This is a genomic window from Fibrobacter sp. UWH9 (assembly GCF_900129715.1).
Classification (GTDB): Bacteria; Fibrobacterota; Fibrobacteria; order Fibrobacterales; family Fibrobacteraceae; genus Fibrobacter.
The window spans coordinates 209868-230472 of sequence record NZ_FQWP01000003.1; the positions used below are offsets into that span (position 1 = coordinate 209868).

20 protein-coding genes are annotated in these 20605 nt (G+C 49.8%); 4 read left to right on the forward strand and 16 right to left on the reverse strand.

Annotated elements, in window-relative coordinates:
* Position 1: 1 nt before the first annotated feature.
* The 3 genes from BUB94_RS04195 (at position 2) to BUB94_RS04205 (ending at position 2749) form a co-directional block, all read left to right on the forward strand.
* Positions 2-1912: a tetratricopeptide repeat protein gene (locus tag BUB94_RS04195; protein ID WP_073158806.1), complete on the forward strand. Its 1911-nt coding sequence runs from the start codon at positions 2-4 to the stop codon at positions 1910-1912.
* Between the two features lie 9 nt (positions 1913-1921).
* Positions 1922-2368: a septal ring lytic transglycosylase RlpA family protein gene (locus BUB94_RS04200; RefSeq protein ID WP_073234476.1), complete on the forward strand. Its 447-nt coding sequence runs from the start codon at positions 1922-1924 to the stop codon at positions 2366-2368.
* Positions 2369-2500: 132 nt separating this feature from the next.
* On the forward strand, positions 2501-2749 hold the full coding sequence (locus BUB94_RS04205; RefSeq protein WP_073158810.1) for an RNA-binding protein: 249 nt from the start codon (positions 2501-2503) through the stop codon (positions 2747-2749).
* A 70-nt stretch (positions 2750-2819) separates the two neighbouring features.
* On the opposite strand, the gene prmC is transcribed toward BUB94_RS04205, so the two are convergent.
* From prmC to BUB94_RS04225, 4 genes are all read right to left on the reverse strand, one after another.
* Positions 2820-3737, reverse strand: a complete 918-nt coding sequence (gene prmC / locus BUB94_RS04210; RefSeq protein WP_073234479.1) for a peptide chain release factor N(5)-glutamine methyltransferase — start codon at positions 3735-3737, stop codon at positions 2820-2822.
* 27 nt (positions 3738-3764) lie between these two features.
* Positions 3765-4832: a peptide chain release factor 1 gene (prfA, locus tag BUB94_RS04215; protein ID WP_073158814.1), complete on the reverse strand. Its 1068-nt coding sequence runs from the start codon at positions 4830-4832 to the stop codon at positions 3765-3767.
* A 103-nt stretch (positions 4833-4935) separates the two neighbouring features.
* Positions 4936-6105, reverse strand: coding sequence for a sodium/glutamate symporter (gltS, locus tag BUB94_RS04220; RefSeq protein ID WP_083538111.1), 1170 nt, complete (start codon positions 6103-6105; stop codon positions 4936-4938).
* 30 nt (positions 6106-6135) lie between these two features.
* Complete coding sequence (locus BUB94_RS04225; protein ID WP_083538098.1) at positions 6136-7098, reverse strand: TAXI family TRAP transporter solute-binding subunit; 963 nt, start codon at positions 7096-7098, stop codon at positions 6136-6138.
* Between the two features lie 58 nt (positions 7099-7156).
* On the opposite strand from BUB94_RS04225, the gene tsaA reads away from it, so the two are divergent.
* The gene (tsaA, locus tag BUB94_RS04230) at positions 7157-7987 is read left to right on the forward strand and encodes a tRNA (N6-threonylcarbamoyladenosine(37)-N6)-methyltransferase TrmO (protein ID WP_249269385.1); all 831 of its coding nucleotides are present in this window, start codon (positions 7157-7159) and stop codon (positions 7985-7987) included.
* On the opposite strand, the gene BUB94_RS04235 is transcribed toward tsaA, so the two are convergent.
* From BUB94_RS04235 to BUB94_RS04285, 12 genes are all read right to left on the reverse strand, one after another.
* Entirely contained in the window at positions 7979-8902 is a 924-nt protein-coding gene (locus BUB94_RS04235; protein ID WP_170932324.1) for a tyrosine-protein phosphatase, read from the reverse strand. The genes tsaA and BUB94_RS04235 overlap by 9 nt on opposite strands.
* Before the next feature lie 20 nt (positions 8903-8922).
* Complete coding sequence (locus BUB94_RS04240) at positions 8923-11469, reverse strand: NHLP bacteriocin export ABC transporter permease/ATPase subunit (protein WP_073234487.1); 2547 nt, start codon at positions 11467-11469, stop codon at positions 8923-8925.
* Entirely contained in the window at positions 11470-13608 is a 2139-nt protein-coding gene (locus BUB94_RS04245; protein ID WP_073234490.1) for an NHLP family bacteriocin export ABC transporter peptidase/permease/ATPase subunit, read from the reverse strand.
* Complete coding sequence (locus tag BUB94_RS04250; RefSeq protein ID WP_073234493.1) at positions 13608-14117, reverse strand: hypothetical protein; 510 nt, start codon at positions 14115-14117, stop codon at positions 13608-13610. The genes BUB94_RS04245 and BUB94_RS04250 overlap by 1 nt, the downstream gene beginning before the upstream one ends.
* A complete protein-coding gene (locus tag BUB94_RS16360) occupies positions 14118-14294 on the reverse strand; it encodes a bacteriocin (RefSeq protein ID WP_112131996.1) in 177 nt (58 codons plus the stop codon). It abuts the gene before it with no gap.
* A 30-nt stretch (positions 14295-14324) separates the two neighbouring features.
* The gene (locus BUB94_RS04255; protein WP_073234496.1) at positions 14325-14726 is read right to left on the reverse strand and encodes an ATP-binding protein; all 402 of its coding nucleotides are present in this window, start codon (positions 14724-14726) and stop codon (positions 14325-14327) included.
* A 37-nt stretch (positions 14727-14763) separates the two neighbouring features.
* Positions 14764-15060, reverse strand: a complete 297-nt coding sequence (locus BUB94_RS04260) for an STAS domain-containing protein (protein WP_073158829.1) — start codon at positions 15058-15060, stop codon at positions 14764-14766.
* Positions 15061-15186: 126 nt separating this feature from the next.
* A complete protein-coding gene (locus tag BUB94_RS04265; protein WP_254793664.1) occupies positions 15187-16308 on the reverse strand; it encodes an SDR family oxidoreductase in 1122 nt (373 codons plus the stop codon).
* Positions 16287-16841 carry an NUDIX hydrolase gene (locus BUB94_RS04270; protein ID WP_073158831.1) on the reverse strand — a complete coding sequence of 185 codons (555 nt, stop codon included), beginning with the start codon at positions 16839-16841 and terminating at the stop codon, positions 16287-16289. The genes BUB94_RS04265 and BUB94_RS04270 overlap by 22 nt, the downstream gene beginning before the upstream one ends.
* A gap of 8 nt (positions 16842-16849) precedes the next feature.
* Positions 16850-17764, reverse strand: a complete 915-nt coding sequence (locus BUB94_RS04275; protein ID WP_073234499.1) for an MBL fold metallo-hydrolase — start codon at positions 17762-17764, stop codon at positions 16850-16852.
* Positions 17765-17961: 197 nt separating this feature from the next.
* Complete coding sequence (locus BUB94_RS04280) at positions 17962-19203, reverse strand: MFS transporter (protein ID WP_083538100.1); 1242 nt, start codon at positions 19201-19203, stop codon at positions 17962-17964.
* 100 nt (positions 19204-19303) lie between these two features.
* Positions 19304-20464, reverse strand: a complete 1161-nt coding sequence (locus BUB94_RS04285; RefSeq protein WP_073158837.1) for a class I SAM-dependent RNA methyltransferase — start codon at positions 20462-20464, stop codon at positions 19304-19306.
* Positions 20465-20605 lie beyond the last annotated feature (141 nt).

Sequence of the window (20605 nt, forward strand, 5' to 3'; positions counted from 1 at the left end):
TATGTTCAAGTTTAAGATTATAGCTTTTGCCCTGCTCGCCTTCTTTCTTGAAGGGTGTACCTGCTGTGCTTACTTGAACCACATGTTCAATGCGGAACGTCTTTATGATGAAGCCGGAGAGATGCGCACTGCCCGCCAGGATAGTGTTGCCGATGCCGAGGAATCTAGGCCCAGTCCCGAAGAACGTCAGAAGTATGACAAGGTGATCGAAAAGGGATCCCGCGTGCTGGAACGTTTCCCCAACAACAAGAAGCGTACCGCAGAGGCTGTCTTCCTGATTGGCGAATCTTTTAGACATAAGCAGGAATGGGACAAGGCCATTACCAAGTACGACGAGTACGAACGCTATTTCTCTGATTACGATTCAATGCCGGCGGTAGAATACCAGCGTGCCTACTGTCTCTACAAGAATCATGAATATAATATTAGCCGTTTTGCCCTGGAACCGGTTGTCGCTTCCAAGGACCATCCCTATTACTTCCAGGGGCTGAACCTTCTTTCGCTTCTTGATGAACAGGCTGAATTCCCCGACCAGGCTATCGCCTCTCTAGAAGCAGTTCTTGCCGATACCATGGGTACTCCCTTTATGCGTGGCAAGGCCCATTTTAGATTAGCAGGTCTTTATTTCAAGAAAGAAAATTGGGAAAAGGCTCGTGAACATTATGTGGCCGAAGAGATTAAACTGCTGAACTCCCGTGAACGTCAGACCGCCGGAGAACAGGGTGCTGAATGTCTGGTGAATGTTGGACAGTTCCTTCCTGCCGCTGACGAGTATAAGGCACTCTACAAGGAACCTGAATTTGAAACCAAGCAGCCGGATTATCTGGTCCGTATTGGCGAAATTACCATGATGGCTCAGCGTTATCCCGATGCGTTCATTGTTTTCCAGAAGGTGAATTCCGAATATCCGAGATCCGTGCATGCGGCAAGAAGCTACTATAACCTGGGCGATTACGAACAGCACAAAACCTTGAATTATGAGCAGGCCGTTGTCTATTACGATAGCAGTTTTACTTCTAGGACCATTAGCGATTGGGGTCAGAAGAGCCGCGAACGTAGGGATGCTTTAAAACGTTTGCTGGCCATGCGCAAGCAGAATGACGATGACCGGGCCGACTCCATTCCCAATGTGGATAATTTCTTCGGAACGGAATTCCAGATTGCGGAATTGTTCCTTTTCAAACTGTCTGAGACGGATAGCGCTGTTGCAAGGTTGGACGTCATTATTAACGAATCCAAGGATAGCGCGAGGGTCCTGAAAGCGACTTACGCCAAGGCTTTCATCTACGATGAATTTTTGCATGACCCGGATGCCGCCGAAGAAATCTACAAGGAAATCGTAGAAAAATATCCGGATACGGAATATGGAAAGCAGGCCCAGGCAAACCTCGGTATGCGTGTTACCCTCAAGACACAGGAAGATCTGGCCAGGGATCGATATATGGTGGCAGAAAGCTTGTGGACTGTCGCATCGGAAATGCCCCTGGATCAGATGGAACTGGTGGATTCTGCTTATGCCCATGCCTTTGATTCCTTTGACAGTCTTTATCAGGAGTATCCCGAAACCCAGTCCGGTGTTCAGGCCCTGTACATGAAGGCCGTCTATTTCCGAATGAACCCGGAACGCGTTGACAGCGTCTTTGCCATTTACAAGGTCCTTCGCGATAAGCATGGTGACACGCCCTGGGGTAAGGAAGCCGCTAGGAAGTTGAATTCTCGCCTGACGATTTCTGATGATGACTTGAAGCGTCTCCGCAAGCGTGTTCAGACTAGCGAGGCCCACATCAACAAGCTCTCGGCTCAGTATTACGAACAGCTCAACCAGAAGCCCGAAGAGAAGAAGGCCGAGGTCAAGAGCAAGGAAGACGAAATCCTCGAGAATACATACAATAGTATGTATGACTTTGAATAGGAACGGCGGATGCGTTTAGGCAGATTGAGTTTGCTTTTGGCGCTTGTTTGTTCGTCTGCCTTTATTGTTGGCTGTGCCGGTTCCGATAGTATTGCCGCCCGAAGAGGGTATGTCCGTTTTCCCGGTAAACATTATGCCTCCAAGGAAAAGGCCGAAATTGGTACGACGATCTCGGGAGAGGCCAGTTACTATGGGCCGGGTTTTCATGGTAAGAAGACGGCCAGCGGCGAAATTTTTAACCAGAACGATCTAACCTGCGCGCACAAAAAATTTCCTTTTGGCACCGTGCTGAAGGTGACTCGTATCGATAACGGCGAAAGTGTTGTTGTCCGTGTGAATGATCGTGGCCCCTATGTGGGTGATAGAATTTTGGATCTGAGCGTGGCTGCGGGCAAGAAAATCGGCCTGGACAAGGTAGGACACGCAAAGGTGAACGCCGAGGTTATAGGGAATTAATCGCCGGGATTGAAACGTCTCATTTTTTTAGAAAGGTGCGAGGTGTCATAATATGACATCTCTGTTTTTTATATTTACTGCTCGTAAAGGCACTTTGAATTAGACGTCTGTGAGTGCCTTAAAGGAATGAATATGAAAAACGAAAAAAAGGTAAGTAAGAAAGTTAGTCGTAAACGCATTGTCGAGATTCCCGAAAACAGCATGTGGGAATCCGAAGAGTATCGCGATCGTTATTCGGGATTTGTTGCTTTTAAACGTCGCATCGATGAACAGCTCCAGCTGATGGATGCCGATGTATGTATCGATGACGACGATCTTCTGCCCTTTTACCGCATGGGCGAAAGTGAGAACTTTGTTCTGAGTGCGTTAGGCTGTTTTTAATATTTAGGCCTATGAAAAATGCCGCAACAATGTTGCGGCATCAATTGTCTTTTTTTGCTGAAGGCGTTATTTATTTTGCCTTGTAGCTGACAAAGCGGATGTTGTCGTTATAATCCTTGTGGATTCCTGCAAATTCCAGCCACGGGTAGTTCTGGGCTTCGTCCTTGAGAACTTCTGCCTGCTCGCTTCCGATTTCCAGCAGGATGGGGGCGCCAGAATTAAGGCGGCCTTGGGTCTGCTGCAGAAGCTTGCGAACCAGGTCGAGTCCGTCGGGTCCGCCGTAGAGGGCCAGTTCCGGGTCGAACTTGTCTACTTCGGGCTGAAGCTTGCCCTTTTCCGAATCGGGAATGTAGGGCAGGTTTGCGATGAGACAATCTATATTGGCATTGGCATCTTGGCCGGCTGCCGTCAGAGCTTCTGCGGTGGCGGCGTTCAGCAGGTCTCCCTTGGCGAAAGTCAGCTGAGGGGCGGCTAGTTCATTGGCTTCGGCGTTTTCGCGGGCCAGGGAAAGTGCATCTTCAGAAATGTCGCAGGCAAGAACCTTGGCGTTTTCGATTTCCTTGGCGCAGGAAATCGAGATGCAGCCGGAGCCGGTTCCGATTTCTACGATGAAGGGGTTTTCAACTCCTTTCAATCGTTCGCGGGCCATGTCTACCAGGCTTTCAGTTTCGGGGCGGGGAATCAGGGCACGACGGTCGCACTTGATAATGAAACCGCGGAAACTGGTGTCGCCGATGATGTGCTGCAGAGGTTCGCGGTTGGCGCGGCGGGCTACCATCTCACGGAGAACATCCAGTTCGGAAGGGGTCAGCGGCTTTTCGAAGTTCAGGTAGATGTCCATGCGGCTCTTCATCTTCAGCCCATGGCTGATGATGTACTGGGCGTCCAGCAAGGCGTCGGGAACGCCCTTCTTTTCGAAGAAGACCTTGGTGCGGTTCAGAATTTCGAGCACCGTCATGGGGCCCTGGTTTGCGGGTGCGTTTGCCATCTTGTGCCTGCCCTGGAATTCGCCGAATTAGGCGTTGAACTTACCCAACTTTTCCTGGGCGTTTGCCATCTGGAGGCCGTTGATCACTTCCTGCAGGTCGCCTGCCACTACCTGATCCAGATTGTACAGGGTGAGGCCGATACGGTGGTCGGTCACGCGGTTCTGGGGATAGTTGTAGGTACGGATCTTTGCAGAGCGGTCGCCGGTACCCACGAGGGCCTTACGGCTGGCGGCTTCTTCACGTTCCTTCTTGGCGATGACTTCGTCAAGAATGCGGGAACGGAGCATTTCCATAGCGTGCAAGCGGTTCTGGAGCTGGGAACGTTCGGTCTGGCAGCTCACCACCACGCCGGTGGGAATATGGGTCAAGCGGACGGCGGAGTCGGTCTTGTTGATGTACTGACCGCCAGCGCCACTGGAACGGTAGGTGTCCATGTGGATGTCTGCTTCGCGGATTTCCACGTCCACTTCTTCAGCTTCGGGGAGGATTGCCACGGTAGCTGCGGAAGTATGCACACGGCCCTGAGTTTCGGTTTCGGGGACGCGCTGCACGCGGTGTACGCCACTTTCAAACTTCAAGGTTCCGTAAACGCTATCGCCTTCGATATAGGCACGGATTTCCTTATAACCGCCAACAGTACCTTCGCTGAGGTCCTGGATGGTCAGCTTCCAGCCCATCTTTTCGCAATAGGCGCGGTACATGCGGAAAAGGTCGCCTGCGAACAGGGCGGATTCGTCACCGCCGGTACCGCCGCGAATTTCAATCGTTGCGTTACGGAAGTCCCAAGGATCCTTGGGAACCATCAAAATCTGCAATTCATCAATGAGGCCGGGCATGGTCTTTTCGATGGTAGAGAGCTCGGATTTGGCCATGGCCACCATTTCGGGGTCAGAATCGCCAAGAGCAGTCTTCCATTCTGCCTGGTCATTCAGCATCTGCAGGTATTCGCGAGCCTTGATTACGGCCTTTTCAATACCCTTGTATTGCTTGTGAATCTTGTTGTAACGAGCCTGGTCGCCCAAAACATCGGGATTGCCCAATTCGGATTCCAGTTCTTCGTACTTTTCAATGAGTTTACGTGCTTTATCTTTCATCGCGTGCAAATTTAGAAAAAGTGTTTAGTAGACAGTGGTTAGTAAACAGTTTTTTCTGGTCAAGAACGTTCCTAATCACTAATCACTAACCACTAACCACTAGCTAGAACTGGTTGATGAAGAAGGTGATGCAGAGGCTGTTGATGAAGTCGGCGAACATGCTGCCGATAATGGGCACAAGCAGGTAGGGCTTCACGGCGGGGGCGTAACGGTGTGTCAGTGCCTGCATATTGGCCATGGCGTTGGGGGTGGCTCCCATGCCGAAACCGCACACACCTGCCGAAAGCACTGCGGCATCGTAATCGCGACCCATGACGTTGAACACCACGTAATAGGCGAACAGGAACATGAGCAGTGTCTGGGCGCAGAGCAAAATCACCAGGGGCAATGCCAGGGAGGCCAACTGCCAAAGCTTCAGGGTAATCATGGCGATTCCCAGGAACAGGGAAAGGCAAATGCCACCAACGTCGCGGATTTCACCCATATGGACTTCGTACTTGCTGCTGTACTCGCAGATGTTTCTCATGATGGCGGCGATGATCATGGCGCCAATGTAAGAGGGGAACGTCATGCCGGTCTTTGAAAGGAGCGTGGAAACCAATGTTCCGAGGCCCATGGCGATTGCCAACTGGAATGCGGCGGTAGAATAGCGCTGTGCGGAACGGCGATACTTGCTCTGTTCCTCTTTCAGTTCCGCCTGGTTTTGAGATTTGACTGTTTTGAGCAAGTCGTGCTTGATAATCAACTTTCTACCAATGGGGCCGCCCATCAGGGAACCTGCCACAAGGCCAAATGTGGCTGCTGCGGTACAGAGGGTTGTTGACCCTTCCATGCCGAAGTCCTCGAGAACGGGGCCGAATGCGCCCGCTGTTCCGTGGCCGCCAACCATGGAAATGGATCCAGCAGAAAGTCCTACCAACGGGCTGACGTTCAAGAGGTTGGCCAAGGCGACTGCCAGGGAATTCTGGAATACGATCAAGACGCAGACGCAAACCAGAAGCAATACCAAGTTGATGCCTCCACTTTTTAAGATTTTAAGGTTTGCGTTAAATCCTACCGAGGTAAAGAACACCATCATACAGATGGATTTAAGAGTCTCGTCAAAGGAAAATTCCAAGACGTTTAATTTGTATAGAATGCAGGAAATGAAGGCGAATACGATACCGCCCACAACGGGTGAGGGAATGCAGAATTTCTCCAGCAACTTGATTTGCTTTTTCAGGTTGGCGCCGAATACAAGAACTACTACGGCAAGGGCCAATGTCTGATACATGTCTAAAGAAAGTTTGTACATCGGGTCTCCTTAGTCGCCAGTAGAAGGAATGGGACCGCGGCCGGGCAGAGGTGCGGCAATTTCCACGTTCATGTTCTTGGTCTTGTAAACGGCCGCTGCACCGGGGTGAAATCCCACAGGAATGCCTACAGTCTGCTGAGCGCCTACGGTGAAAATTTCTTCGGTGATTTTTGCGACGGTTGTGCTGTCCAAAAGCTGACTTGCCACGAGAACGGCCTTGGCTCCGAGAGTCTGCACCGCAGAATCCTGGCCCGCGTAAGTGTTGGCGGGAATCTCGCTTACGGTGAGTTCTGGGTGCAGGTTCATGATGCGAGTCATGTCTGCTGAATCCAGAGAAATAATGCGGATGTTCTTGTTTGCAGAAAGCTCGCTGATAGAGGGCGTGGGAATGCCAGCGGTGCAGAAGAAGGCGTCAATGCGACCTTCGCGAAGTGCTGCTGCGGCGTCCTTGAAATTGAGATTTTCCTTCTGGATTTTTTCAAAGGTAATGCCGTAGGCTTCCAGGATGATTTCTGCATTGCGCAACACGCCGGATTCCTCTTCGCCAACGGAGACGTGACGGTTTTGCAAATCGGCTACGGTCCTGATTTCGGAATCGGCCGAAACCACAATCTGGATGGATTCGGTGTAAAGACCCGCCACCGCAGAAATTGCAGAAACCTTGCGGCTTCTCATCAGGTGATCCTTGAGGATGTCTGCCTGGACAATTCCCAGGTCAATAAAACCTTCTTCCATGAGGCGGATGTTGGCGTGGGAACCCGCAGTGTTCTTGGGCTGGATTTTGAAAGTCTTGCCGGCGCCGTTGATTTTTTCGGCGAAGGTGGTGGCGAAGGTGTCGTAGAGACCGCCTTTGTTGCCTGAACCAAAACGAACATTTGCGTTTGCGGAATCGCAGGCGTTAAAGAGAAATGCTGAGGCTGTTGCTAAAACGGCAGTGGCCAAAACCTTGGATAAGAAAGTCGATGGTTTCATTGGATAACTCCAGTGGAATAGGGACTAAGGTAATAATAGAAATTCTAACTTTGTATTCATGGAAGTGACTCCCATTGGTACATTTTTTGGCGATGCTGTATACAAGTACGAGGCTCCCCGACAGGGTCGACTTTTCGCTGGGCATCCGGGCCGCATTGAACTGAGTAAAGGTCAGAATTTTGAAACGGCCTTGCGGGACCTGGATGGCTTTGAACGTATCTGGGTCATCTTCCAATTTCACGAAAATGAAGGTTGGCGCCCCACGACAAGGCCTCCTGTACCGCCCAAGGGCAAGGACCGCGTAGGAACCTTTGCAAGCCGAAGCCCCTATCGCCCCAATTCCATTGGCCTTAGCTGTGTTCGCTTGCTGAAAGTGGAGGGATTGACCCTTTACGTGGATGAAGCGGATTTGCTAAACGAAACTCCCGTGCTGGACATTAAACCCTACATCCCCATGGCCGATGCGTTCCCTAACGCGAAAGCGGGCTGGGTTGACGAACAGGATGGGGAAAAATGGCAGGTGAGTGCGTCTGACTTTTTTGTTAAACAGAACGAGTGGATTGCTGAACGCAGTACCTTTGACCTGTACAGCTTTTCTCAGGTGCAGTTGGGCCGAGGCGGTTTTAGCGATGGTGTTTTTGACGGCACTCGTCGACGTTTGACTTTGGATGAAAATGCAAAAACAGGGGTGCTTGCCTACCGCACATTCCGAATAGCATTTTCCTATGATGAATCTGCGCAGCGTGTCACCCTAGAAAAAATCTCCAGCGGTTATTCCGCTGAAGATCTTGAAACAGGTTCGCCTGATAAGTATGGCGATAAGCAACTGCACCGAGACTTTCTTGTTGCCTTTGCAGAAGCTTCCTGCGTTCAACGAACTCTATTCTAGATAGAAAGAACGAAGGAGTTCTCTCTTTTCTGCGGTTAGGCCGATTTTCTGCTCCATATAGTCTTCCATGGAACCGAAGTTTGCGTTGATATAATCCAGGGCGCGTTTCATATAAGAGGGGTTCACGCCGAGCATTGCCTGGATAACACCTTGATGCTCCTTGGAAAGTCCCTTATCCTGGGCGACTTTGAGAGCGACGTCAACCATGGTTTGATAGGATTCGTTGGACTTTGCGAAATCTTCCATGATAGATGTGCTGTCTACGCCAAGGGCCGAAAGAATGAAAACTGAAGCCAGTCCTGCGCGGTCCTTGCCTTGGGAACAGTGCCACAAAATGGTGCCGCCCTGGGTGGCGAGAATGGAATCGAACATTCTTGAGTATTCCTGCTGGGCGTGCTCCTTGGCGACTAGACCTACGTACAGGTTTTCCATGACGCTGTCAAAGACACCCGTTTGCACGAAGTCGGCGAGATGTGCTGCCGCTTCTTCGTTGAATGTGTTGGGGTTCATAGCCTTCCCGATTTTAACGCCTTCCTCGGTTTGCTTGACGCTTGATGTTTTTTGGGGAAGCGCCCCCAGTACGTTAAACCATATATTCTGCGCGCCAGAAATTTCAACGTCCAGATTATTTTCGCGTTCCTGTTCCGTGCGGAGATCGCAAATCAGTTTGAGGTTCAAACCTTGCAAAAACTTGACGTCATTTTCGCTGGCTTTAGCCAGGTTGGCCGACCGGAAAAGAACGTTTGACTTTACCTGCTTTCCGTTGGAAGTCTTGATTCCTCCCAGCTCTCTTACGTTAGCCACGTTTTCTAGTTTCATAACTCTTTCCGTGTGTTTTAAGACCGCTGTTTCCTTGTGTTCTACTTCGCTGTTGCAGGCGAGAATGTTCGCCGCGATCATTGTCGTAAGAACCATTTTTGCAATATTTTTCAATATCATAAATTCTGTCTAGATGATAAATCGTAAAAGAAACCTTTCTTGCCCATAAGCTCTTCGTAGGATCCGGATTCAACAATTTCACCCTTGTTTACAACGATGATTCTGTCGCAGTGAATGACCGTGCTTAGGCGATGGGCTACGACAATCTTGGTGCATTTCATTTTTGAAAGGGTCTCGCCGACGATGGCCTGAGTTTGGTTGTCCAGGGCTGATGTCGCTTCGTCAAAGAATAGAACTTTGGGTTTGCCGACAATGGCTCTGGCAATTTGAATTCTTTGCTGTTGTCCACCCGAGATCGTAGAACAGCTTCCCGAAAGAACAGTATGAATGCCCATGGGCATTTCCTGGATGTCTTTTTCTAGGCCGACATTTTTAATTACTTCTTGAACTCGATCTAGAGTTGTCTTTGGATGGGCTACAGTAATGTTTTCAAAAATAGATCCTGAAATCAGCTTGTCATCTTGCAAGACCACACCAAAATATTTTCGAAGTTCCTTCTTGTCAATTTTGTCGATGTCGTTCTTGCTGTAATAAATTTTTCCAAGGGTAGGCTTCTCGAATCCAAGCAGTAATTTTAATAGGGTAGATTTTCCGCTACCGGAACTGCCAACGATGCCGATGTATTCCCCTTCCCTTATGTTGAGGTTGATATTTTTTAGTGTCGGGGTTTCGGCACCCGGGTAAGAAAAACTGACGTTGTTTACATCAATGTCGCCTGCGATTTTGCCTGGCAGTAGGGTATCGTCAGAAGTTTCGGGAAGTTCATCTAGAATGACTTTACATTCGTCAAACATGGGGATTGCCGTTACGGCAGAGAATGCCTCTACAAGGCAGAGGATGATGGCGTTGGAGAACAATCCGAATGCAGAAACGAATGCCAGGAACTGACCGGTGGACAACGTTTCTGTGTGGCTGGCCAGATAGAAAAAGCAGATGCTTTCAAAGATTTGGAGCGCGTTAATAAATATGTTGAACTTATTTTGCGTCCATTCCTGTTTCTGTTCCATTTTCTTCTGTTCTGCATAGAACTTCAGATATTCAAGAATGAAGCGGTTGCCGGCGTTTGCGATCCTGATGTTTGAAATGCCGTTGATAGCCTGGATCATCCAGCTGGAACCTTGATTTCCGCTTCTGATGATCATGCGCTCGACATCAATCTGCCGATGGCAAATGATAACCGCCACGACAGCGATAAGGACTGTCAATCCGACTCCTATGAGGGCCAGCGAGGAAGATATAGAAACCATCTGGCAGAAAAAGAAAACCGAGAAAATTCCGCCAAGGAGCGTTCTAAATAAACCGTTAGAAAGAAGACTGAAAATTCTAACTGGTTGCAGTGCCTTGATGGTCAATTCTCCGCTAGGGAATTTTTGAATGAAACTTTCGCTTAAAGAAAACAGTCGATCGAAAACGGCACTCTGTATGCTGATTTTCATCGTGTTGATGCTACGAAGCATGGCAAAATTTTTGACCAGGGCGAAGGCGGCGCTGCCTACGGCAAAAACAAGTACGACGAAACAAATTTGAATGAGTTCGTTCTTGTTCTGCAGGGGGATGACCTTATCGAAGATAATCTGGTTTAATGCCGGCAGGAACATGCCGATGCATGTGCATATGAGCGAGAGTAATGCGAATGTGAAAATGTCTCTTTTCTGGATGTCTTTCAATCCAAACAATATCAAGTCCCTTAAACCAATTTTCTTGTTGGGGAACGGTCTATAGAAAACAAATGCACTAGGTAAGATTTGCTGAGCGTTTGATTCCGTTACGGCAGAAATTTCACCTGTTGCCGGTTTGCATACTTTGTAGACTCCATGGCCGTAACACAGAAATGCCAAGGGTTCGCCGTCAGAGGAATATCCCAGGAAAGAACCGCAATCCTTTTTGAACCAGTCCGCTTCCAGAATGACCGGACGGAGGGTTACATGGCTTATTCGAGTTATGTCGTTCAGCTCAAAACGCTTGCCGCAGCTTTCACGAATACGGTCGATAGAAGCGATTGAAAAACCTTGGTGAATTCCCAAACTGTGAATCGCGTCGTAAAGATTGTTGCCCGTGCGGCTCGACAGGAGTTTCTGATTTTCGCTCTTTTCGAAAAAGTCATAGATAATCTGGAAACTTTTTGCAGTGGTCTTGCGCTGTTCTTCGCTGGTGGCGTAAATGGCACCTTCTTCCTTGATGAGGTTCAGCCTGTATTTTTCTACAACCATTTCGTTGTAGGAATCTTCATCAAAGTATCTGATTCCGATTTTTTTTGCGAATGTGGCGTTGGCATTGGATATGTCTTCGGCGGATGCGGAGTTACCTTCGAGCTTTACGTGTTCAAGGGTAGAAATGCCAAAACTCCAGTGGCCAAGTAATTCGGAATCGATGCAGAAAGATGGGAACTGTTCGCCCGCAGAAAGTTCACAGAGGAGGATTCGTCGCCCTGCGGCATTTTCTTCAATTGGGACGATGTAGATAAGGGCAGACCCTTCTTCCACAGTAAAAATGGTAGGCTCGCTAGTCAAATACAATTTGCCGCTCTGTAAAGAGATTTTCATTTACATGCTCCTTACTAGGGTTTGATAGGTTCCTTCTGCATTTACTAGTGATTCGTGGTTGCCCCTTTGAATGATTTTCCCGTGCTCCATGACCAGGATTTCATCGGCATCACGAATAGTGGAAAGTCTGTGGGCGACAATTAGACATGTACAGCCGCGTCGTTTGATATTGTCGAGAATCTTCTTTTCGGTAATGGGGTCGAGAGCGCTGGTGGCCTCATCCAGAATAAGGATGGTGGGATTCTTTACCAGGGCTCGTGCAATTTCAAGACGCTGACGTTCTCCACCCGAAATATTTGCTCCGCCTTCAGCCAGTTTGAAATCGTATGCGCCTGGCTTCGAGATAATCATGTCGTGGATGCAGGCGTCCTTGGCGGCTTGCAGAATGTCGCTTTCCTGCGTTGTAGAATTCCACATGGTCAAATTGTCGCGAATGGTTCCGTTGAAAAGGGAAATCTGCTGGCTTACAGTAGAGATACTTGCCGAAAGAACGTCTTGCGGAATCTTGCTGACAGGAATGTCGTCGCAAAGCATTTCGCCATTCCAGGGCGCGAATAGGCCGCTGACGATTTTTGAGACGGTTGACTTTCCGCTGCCCGATGAACCCACCAATGCAATGGACTGCCCACTGCTCAGTTTAAAACAGAAATCCTCCACAAAGGCTGGCTCCAAGGTGTTGTAACCGTAGGAAATGTTTCGCAACTCCAGACGTCCTGAAAGTTTTGTTTCCATATGGATCTTTTCGGTTTCCTTGAAGGTCTCGTCTTCGGGGTAGCTTTCTATGTCGTCAACTCGATTCAAGTCGGCCTTAAGGGTCTGGACTTGATTGTAGAAAGTCAGCAGGTCGTTCATGGGCGACATGAATGAGGCTAGAAGCGTTGATGAGGCGAGGAGTGCGCCTGCAGTCATGGATCCGTCAATAACAAATAGAGCGCCAATCATCAACACGAGAATGCTTGAAACGATTCCTGAAATTTCGGGAATTGTAGAAAGGGATTCCTGCTTCTTTTGCAGCTGATTTCCGACATTGGCCATTTTGGCGTAATGGCCTTGCAGTATACCCATGTAGCGCGCCTCGGCGCCAGAAGCCTTCAATGTACTGGTCAGTGAAATTCCTGCAGACAGGGAACCTGCCAATTTTCCAAAGTCCTGCTGGTAACGTTGAGCCAGGTTAGAAACGGATTTTGCCTGCAGTTTCATCATCAGGGAATTGAACAGGACGTTGACTAGCCCGATCAGGGCCAGCACCACGCTAAGCTTTGCGAGGATGATAAAATAGAACAGGGCTACGAAAACATTCAGGATGGTTTCTGCAAACTGGTTGTACAGGAAACTGTTTACGGATTCGTTATTGTCTATTCGGTTGGCGATGTCTGCCGAGTACCTCTGACTGAAGAATCCCATGGGCAGTCTGAACAGATGATTTATAAAGCTGTAGGTGGACAGGAGGCTCTTTTTGTTCCGCAAACGAATAAGAATTTTTTCCCTGTAATAGTTCAGTATCGAGCTGAATATCAAAGTGCAGAACATGGCGCCCAGCAAAAAGTGAAGCCATTGATTATTCTGGACCGCAAGAACCTGGTCCACAAAGAATGCAGAAAATGCTGGAATCAGTGCGCCAGGCAAAATCAGCAGAAGGCCTACTGCAATGAGGGAAAGCAATGATTTTTTTTCGCCTGCCAGACGTTTCTTCAGGAGGTCTATGAAACTTTTTTTGAGGGAGACCTTCTGAAAATTTTCGGTGGGGGTAAAGGTAAGTACGATTCCCGTGTAGCTTTCGTCTAACTCCTGCAAGGTGAGCTTGCGCTTGCCCATGGCGGGATCGTTTATGTATGCGAACTTTCCGCGGGTGCCCTCATAAACTACAAAGTGGTTGAAGTTCCAGTGAATAATGCAGGGGCCTTCTGTCTGAAGAAGACCTTCAAAACTACGCTTGTATCCCTTGGCCTCGAAATTGAATTTGCGGGCCGCCTTTAGAATGTTGCTCGCCTTACTGCCGTCTCGGGAAACTCCCGTCTCGATGCGCATCTGCTCTAGAGGAATGTGCAATCCGTAAAAGGCGGTAATCATGCAAAGCGAGGCCGCGCCGCATTCGGTGGCCTCCATTTGTAGCACAGTGGGCGTTTTGGCGACTGCCATTATTTTGCCCCGGAAATAAGAAATTCTATGGGGGCCACTTCCTTAGTGATGATTTCGGCTCTTGCGGAAGTACCCTTGAGCTTGTTGGCCTCTGTGGCCTGGATTTCCACTTGTGCGAAGATGGATGTGCTGGAGTTGCCTTCAACTTTTTTTCGGAGATTTTCTACAAGCTCTTCATCTGATGCGGTGTAGGGCTTGACTTGACGTACTGTTCCGTTCAGCAGTTGTAACTGGGTGGAAATGATCGCCTTTTGACCGGCCTTGATGTCGTAGCTTTCGTTTACGGGAATAAAGCAGACCAGGGTAGATTCGTCGGAATCAAGAAAGACTCCCTCGGCAGTAATGCTTTGGGGGAGCGTTCCTAAAAATGACCAGAGGGCCACGCAGAATACAATAACAAAACCGCCCACGATCGCTATCCAGGATGATGGCGAAATTGCCACGATCATCTTGTCTAGCTGTTCGGGGGAGGATATTTTTTCTAGAGCTGTTTTTCTAAAAAGAGGCATTTAGAATCTGCCAGTTCCAGGAAGGCTTTTCTTTAGCTGGTCAATGGCTGCCTTGGCTGCCTTTACGGCGTCATCAACGAATGTTCCTGCGCCGATGGTGTTTGCTGCGTTGCCTCCGGAAACCTGATCCAGTTCGTCTTCGGAGATTTCCTGATTGATTTTTTCGTTGGTGCTCATAATATTTCTCCTTATACGTTGGCTATTGTATTAAATGGCGATTGTCATGGTCAAGACGTTTGACTCCTGAACCCTTTCGTAAGAAACGGAATTCATCATCTTCTTAACCATGAAAATTCCAAGGCCTCCAATTTCCCGTTCTTCGGCGCTTGCTGTTGTGTCAGGTTCCTTTACCTCGGTAAGAGGATTAAAGGCCTTGCCGTTGTCGCGGAGAGACATGGTTACCATGCCATTTTCCTTGCTGCAAGTGATTTCCAGCTCTGTTGCGCCGCTATAGAAAACGACGTTGCTCACAACTTCGTCTGCACAAATGGAGAGCTTTGTAGAAATCTTCATTCCTATGTCATTGTTTTTTGCCCAAAGGGATACGAATTCCTGGACGTCAGAAAGACTTTCCTTTTGAACAGGAAACGTTTTTTTCTCGCTAGCCATGTTGAGCCTTCCTTCAGACTATATGATATAGCTTTCTTTAGGCAATGTCCAGGATGTCGACGAAACCGGTCAGTTCAAACACTTCCTTAACGTTGTCGCTGACATTGATGAGTTTCTGGCTGCCGCAACCATTCATCTTTTTCTGAATCTTGAGCAGGACGCGGAGACCGGAAGAGGAAATGTATTCGACTTTGGCAAAATCCACAATGAGATTCTTGGTTTCGTTGGAAGCGGCTTCCATTTCGGTTTCAAAAGCGGGGGCGTTTGCGGTATCCAGGAATCCTTCCGGTGCAAGAACGATAGAGTCCTCTTTTTGAATCTTATTAATAACCATTGTTTGCATCCTTCTTAATGTTGATTTCGCTGTATTGGTACAGGAAGTCTTATAAGGGAAATATAAACAAAAACAAACAAACTGGTTTAGAAAGCACGAAAAAACTGATTTTTGACGAAAAATGCCCTAAAAGTCCAATTTTTCACCAATGACCAAAAGTCTATAAATGGCTTCTTCGCTGCCGACTCGGTTCTTGTCGGGGCAGTTTCTGCCAAAAGTCTTGTGCCAATCCCTGCCTGTGGGAACTATGGCGTCGTCAAAAGGCCAGGGGCGGATAAAGCCTTCTGGAAGAAGACTGTAAAGTTTGCTGCTGTCGATGTCCAGGTCGCCTACGCGCGGAGGCATGGGTCCTGCATCAATTCGGGGACAACCATGAAGCAGTTCTTCGGGGTAACCTCCGATGGCGTTGACCAACTGGCCCGCGTTATAAAGGGTGACTCGGCGGGGGCCGCCACAGTTGTAAATCCCTGCAGGGAATTCGTGTTCCAGAATGTACTGCACCACGCGACACATGTCGTTTCCGTAGATGGGTCTGCGGTATTCGTCGGTATAGAGGGTGGCAGGGCGACCCGGTCTAAAACGGTAGCTGATCCAGTCGATGGCTCCAGCGCAACCGCCGGGGGCGTAATCCATAGGCAGTGGCACGCGAAGCATTACGGCATCGGGCTTGATCCGCTGGATTTCGATTTCTGCTTCCAGCTGGTGTTTGCCGTAATTGTGGATAGGATCCTTGGGCGCGTCGTCTTTGTAGGGGCGGAGTTGGGCAGTTTCTTCGCTGCCACTCCAGACCATGTCCGTTGAAATTCTTACGAAGGTGCAGTTGTAATCGGCGGCCAGCTGGGCGGCATCTACACCCTGTTCGCAGTTCAGCAGATGGCTTCGGGGGGTGTCGCATTCGCAGGCCTTTAGGGCGCAGTTTCCACTGGCGTCAATGACCGTCTTGAACTGATGCTTTTCGAAAAGGCGGGTGAGGCTTGCGGTATCTTCGGCGTCGATGGCTACTACATCGGATCCAAAAACGCAGGGATGCTTGATGGGCCGGATGCCGATTAGTGGTGCCGCTGCATCAGGGTGACGGGGGGCCGGATGGATTGTTCCGCTGGTGCCGTCGCTTTCGTCGGTGCCGCCAAAAAGTTTGTTGAAGTGCCTGAAAAGGGCGTAGCCCGGAACACCGTTCAAACCGAGAACGAGAATGGGTAACTGCAGTTTTCGTGAGGCGAGTTCGATCACTTCTGGCTCAGTTTCCACTTGAGGTAACCCGCCATCTGCAACGGGTGATTGAATGTTCCGTCAAGCATTTTGGCCTGCAGTTCTTCGTCAGAAAATTCGGAGGATTCTATTTCTTCGGTTTCGTCGAAGTGGGTTTCGCCTGCTCGGATTACGCCGTCGATGAATACCACATGGAACTTTCCACGGTGACGATCCGGATTCACCGGATATGAACCCAGGTATAAAGGCACTTGCTTATTAGCTGCGCTGGTGACTCCGTAACCGCATTCTTCCTGCAGCTCGCGGAGGGCGGCTTCTTCGGGAGTTTCATTCTTGTCGATGATTCCTGCAGGAAATTCCAATGCGATTTTTCCTGTGCCGTGGCGGTACTGTTCTGTCATGACCCACTTACCGTCTGCGGTACGTGCCAGAATCAAAACCCAATCGGGCTGCCACAATGTGTAGAAATCGTCGATGACTTTTCCGTTAGGCAGTTCGCATTTTTCCTTGGCCACTTTTAGCCAGGGTGCGTTTACCAGGTATTCCGTATCAAGAAGTTTCCAGGGTTTCATCGTGAACCTTACTTTGCAAATCCCGGCGGGGGAAGGTGCATGCCGGCCATGGTCAGGTTGTTCTGCTTGGCGTAGGCGAGAATTCGCTTGCGGGCTTCGATGGACTTTTCCTTGTCCATGTCGTAATTGGAATTGATTTCGGGATGGTCCTTCTGCAAAGCGTAACCGTGCATCAGGTCACCGATAATCAGCAAGTCGGATTTCTGGAAAACGGTGTGGCCGGGCGTGTGACCCACGGCGTCCATGGCGATGACGTTGTGGGGCAGAGTGTCGCCAAAGGCGAAGAGCTTGAGGCTGTCGCTGTATGTGTTCAGAATGCCGACGGCAAGACCGTTGTCCTTGATGTCGTTGAACCAGGCGTCCTTTTCAACTTGGCCCACATAGACGGCGGCGTTCTTGAAGACTTTTTCAAAACCGGTGTCGGTCTTGTTCACGAGACCGTTGATGTGGTCCACGTGCAAGTGGGTCAGGTAAATCTTGGTGATGGAATCGGGGCTGATGTTCAGTTCTTGCAAGTGGTTCAGCATCTGTCCGCCGAATGCTCCCAGACCTGCGTCGAAGAGGACGTATTTCCCTTGGGACTTCAGGAGGTAAGTGCTAACCGTGGCGGGAATGCCGTTAGGGAGATTCAAACTGTTGTAGAGAGAATCGCTGGCATCGCTGAACAGGTCGCGAGGGTTCAGCTTTTCGCCTGCGTTGTCCTGGATCCAGGTGACTGTGGAGCCGTCTGCCAATGTGATGGTCTTGGTCACGGCACGAGTTTCCGGGGCCGTTGTGTTTTCATTTGCTACGGAAGTTTCTGCGGATTCTGTTGCTTTGACTTCGGAAGTGTTTTCAGACTTCACTTCCTGCTTGTTGCAAGCGGTGAATGCAAAAGCCAAGGCGAACGCCGACAAGGAAATTTTTAAAAGACGATTTTTCATAAAAGAACCCTAGACTATAGATATCAGATTATGAGATATAAGATATGAAAAAATTGGTATGAGGTACGAGGTGTGAGCTCGGAGCCTGCGGCTCCTTTCAGCGGAGAGTTTTGAGCCTTGAGCGATGAGCCAGATAATCGCGCCAGAGTCGCCTTACTTTAACACACGACTCATATCTCCCTTTAACCTTTTACGCTTTAACCTTTCTCCTTGCTCATTTCCCTTGTGTAGTATTTGCTGGTGTAGCTTAGGTACATGATGTCGGCGACGAACAGCGCGGCGCTGCATGCCAGGAATACTTGCTGGTGCATCCCGAAATGCTGTGCCATGGATCCACCTGTTAGAATGCCTGCCCCGATTCCAATATCCCAGGCGCTCAGGTATGTGCTATTGGCTGTACCTCGTTGATCGTGTCTTGCCAGGTTGACGCACATAGTCTGATATCCCGGAAAAATAAGTCCCAGGCTTGTACCAATCATCAAAGCCGATGCAAAGAACAGCAAGGTCGTTCCACCGGGAATCATTGGTCCCAAGGTGCCGCAGAAGGAAAGCAGTAAGTAGGCCGCCACGTTCAAGGTCATGCCCATGCCCACCAGGCGGGTAAGCCATCCTTTGTCAATCAGGCGACCGGTAAGAACGCGGTTTATAATGAGGCCGGCTGCAATCAGGGCGTAGAACCAGCCGCTTCCGCCGATGCCTTGTTCCTTTGCATAAAGAGCGATGTAGTTGGTGACGGGACCGTAGGCGAATCCTACGAAAATGAAATTCAGGAATTGAGGAAAGGCGCGGGTCAAGAAAAAGCGGTCCAGGGAAAGGGGCGGACGTTTTACCTTGGGGCGAGGCTTTACGGGAAGCGTCTTTACCAGGATGAGGCCTATTACGCAAAGGGCCACTGAAATGGCGAAAACCACGTTGCTTCCGAGACCTTCGTAAAGGAACATGCCGGTCATGGGACCTGTGGCAAAAGCCAGGTTCACGCTAATGCCGAAGTAGCCGATGCCTTCACCGCGGCGGCTGCTAGGAAGTGCGTCAATGGCGACGGTGTTGCTTGCCGTGGTAGAAATTCCGAAGAACACGCCGTGCATGAAACGGACCACTGCAAGCAGGGGCAAAAGTCCCAGAGCCCAGTAGCCCACAAAGCACAAGGTGAATGCAAAGAAGGTCCAGAAATACAGCGGCTTGCGATTGAGGCTATCTACCAGGAAGCCCGCGAAGGGCCTACAGCAGAGGGCGCCGATAGTGTACAGCGAAATGATGATTCCTGCGGTAGAATTGTCCGTCTGGAATTTTTCAAAGATGTACAACGGCAGAACCGGCAACAGCTGGTAAAAGCTGAAGAATAGAAGAAAGTTGGCTGCGGAACACGTTACAAATGGGCGCGTCCACAATGCGGGGCGGGATTCTGCGACGGAGATGTGTGATTGAGGCGCTGTAGACATGCGGACCTAACTATGAATTATAAAGTATGAATTAAGAAGCTGGATGGAGCTTTATAGGAAAAATCTCGTACCTCGTAATTCATAACTCATAATTAACGATCTACTTCTTCTCCAGCATCACGATAGTTTCGAGATGGGGAGTTCCCGGGAACAAGTCCAGGGGCTGCACTTCGCGGACGCGGTAGCCGTAACGTTCCCATTCCTTGAGGGCGGCGGGGATTTCGTCGGTGCCGCAGAAAACGTGGCACACGCGGATGGGCTTACGCATGGCGAGAGCGTGAATGACGCCCGGTTCGCAACCCTTGCGGGGCGGGTCCAGCAGAATCTTTTCCGGTTCGCCGGGCACAACGCGGGGCAGGCGCAACTGCACGAAATCTTCGTCGATCTTGCCTGCGATAAACTTGTAGTTCTTCTTCAGGTAGCGGGCGCTGGCCTTGGCGGTTTCGATGGAAGGACCTTCCCATTCGACGCCCAGCACAGACTTGGCGGCTTCGCCCAGGGCGAAACTGAACAGACCGTAGCCGCAGTACAAATCCAGGAACTTGTCTTCCTTGGTAAGGCTCAGCATTCGGCTGGCGGCCTTGATCAAGTTGTGGATCTGGCTTTCGTTAATCTGGCTGAATCCGGTGACAGGGTACTTCAGGCTGAAATGACCTAGGTTCAGAGCCAGTTCGCGGGGTCCGTAAAGCTGCTTGAAATTCAGACCTTCCGTGGGGCGCTTGGCTTCCAGATAGTAGTCGGATTCCGTGGTGTCTACATAGGCGTGGGCGGCGGTTACATTCAGTTCGCTCTTCTGCAGCACTTCGGAAATCTGCTTCAGTTTGCGGACGATGGTGGCGTCGATTTTCTTGATGTTAAAAATGACCACGCGGTAGCGGTAAGTACCACGGATGATAATCCAGTTCAAGGCATAGGCCAGGGGCTTGTAAGCCGGAGTGATCAGCTTTTCGAAAAGCAGGTCGTAAATCTTGTTGTGTTCTTCCGGTTCCAGCATGGATTCCTGGCGGTCGAACTGCAGGTTGCCCGGGACCATGGCCACGCGTCGCTTACTGGTGGTGCGGTAACCGCGGGGCATGGGGCTTGCGATGACGTTCTGCGGATTGCCTGCCAGACGGTTCACGTCCCAGAATTCCTTGATGGCCTGATTCTTGATTTTCAGTTCGTCCTTGTAGTCGAACATGGCCAAAGATTCGCCGTGGGCGGAATCGGCTTCGCGGGTGTAATTGGGGACGCAGTTTGCAATAGCCTGCTCAAAAAACATAGGTGCCTCCGTAGGGCGAAATTTTACAAGTGCAAATGTAGAAAAACGGCGTTGGATTACAATATTTTGGACGTTTGAAAATGTTTCTTACTTCCGGTTACTAACTAATCTTCGGGTAAATGCTGGATTGGATAGTAGTTT

Bases quoted from the DNA above. Each gene is read 5' to 3' on its own strand.
- BUB94_RS04235 (WP_170932324.1), bottom strand. From the start codon at position 8,902: ATGGTTCTTACGACAATGATCGCGGCGAACATTCTCGCCTGCAACAGC.
- BUB94_RS04245 (WP_073234490.1), bottom strand. From the start codon at position 13,608: ATGGCAGTCGCCAAAACGCCCACTGTGCTACAAATGGAGGCCACCGAA.
- BUB94_RS04285 (WP_073158837.1), bottom strand. From the start codon at position 20,464: ATGTTTTTTGAGCAGGCTATTGCAAACTGCGTCCCCAATTACACCCGC.
- BUB94_RS04240 (WP_073234487.1), bottom strand. From the start codon at position 11,469: ATGAAAATCTCTTTACAGAGCGGCAAATTGTATTTGACTAGCGAGCCT.
- BUB94_RS04205 (WP_073158810.1), top strand. From the start codon at position 2,501: ATGAAAAACGAAAAAAAGGTAAGTAAGAAAGTTAGTCGTAAACGCATT.
- BUB94_RS04255 (WP_073234496.1), bottom strand. From the start codon at position 14,726: ATGGCTAGCGAGAAAAAAACGTTTCCTGTTCAAAAGGAAAGTCTTTCT.
- gltS (WP_083538111.1), bottom strand. From the start codon at position 6,105: ATGTATCAGACATTGGCCCTTGCCGTAGTAGTTCTTGTATTCGGCGCC.
- BUB94_RS04260 (WP_073158829.1), bottom strand. From the start codon at position 15,060: ATGGTTATTAATAAGATTCAAAAAGAGGACTCTATCGTTCTTGCACCG.
- BUB94_RS04270 (WP_073158831.1), bottom strand. From the start codon at position 16,841: ATGAAACCCTGGAAACTTCTTGATACGGAATACCTGGTAAACGCACCC.
- BUB94_RS04250 (WP_073234493.1), bottom strand. From the start codon at position 14,117: ATGCCTCTTTTTAGAAAAACAGCTCTAGAAAAAATATCCTCCCCCGAA.
- BUB94_RS04280 (WP_083538100.1), bottom strand. From the start codon at position 19,203: ATGTCTACAGCGCCTCAATCACACATCTCCGTCGCAGAATCCCGCCCC.
- BUB94_RS04275 (WP_073234499.1), bottom strand. From the start codon at position 17,764: ATGAAAAATCGTCTTTTAAAAATTTCCTTGTCGGCGTTCGCCTTGGCT.
- BUB94_RS04225 (WP_083538098.1), bottom strand. From the start codon at position 7,098: ATGAAACCATCGACTTTCTTATCCAAGGTTTTGGCCACTGCCGTTTTA.
- BUB94_RS04200 (WP_073234476.1), top strand. From the start codon at position 1,922: ATGCGTTTAGGCAGATTGAGTTTGCTTTTGGCGCTTGTTTGTTCGTCT.
- BUB94_RS16360 (WP_112131996.1), bottom strand. From the start codon at position 14,294: ATGAGCACCAACGAAAAAATCAATCAGGAAATCTCCGAAGACGAACTG.
- tsaA (WP_249269385.1), top strand. From the start codon at position 7,157: ATGGAAGTGACTCCCATTGGTACATTTTTTGGCGATGCTGTATACAAG.
- BUB94_RS04195 (WP_073158806.1), top strand. From the start codon at position 2: ATGTTCAAGTTTAAGATTATAGCTTTTGCCCTGCTCGCCTTCTTTCTT.
- prfA (WP_073158814.1), bottom strand. From the start codon at position 4,832: ATGAAAGATAAAGCACGTAAACTCATTGAAAAGTACGAAGAACTGGAA.
- prmC (WP_073234479.1), bottom strand. From the start codon at position 3,737: ATGGCAAACGCACCCGCAAACCAGGGCCCCATGACGGTGCTCGAAATT.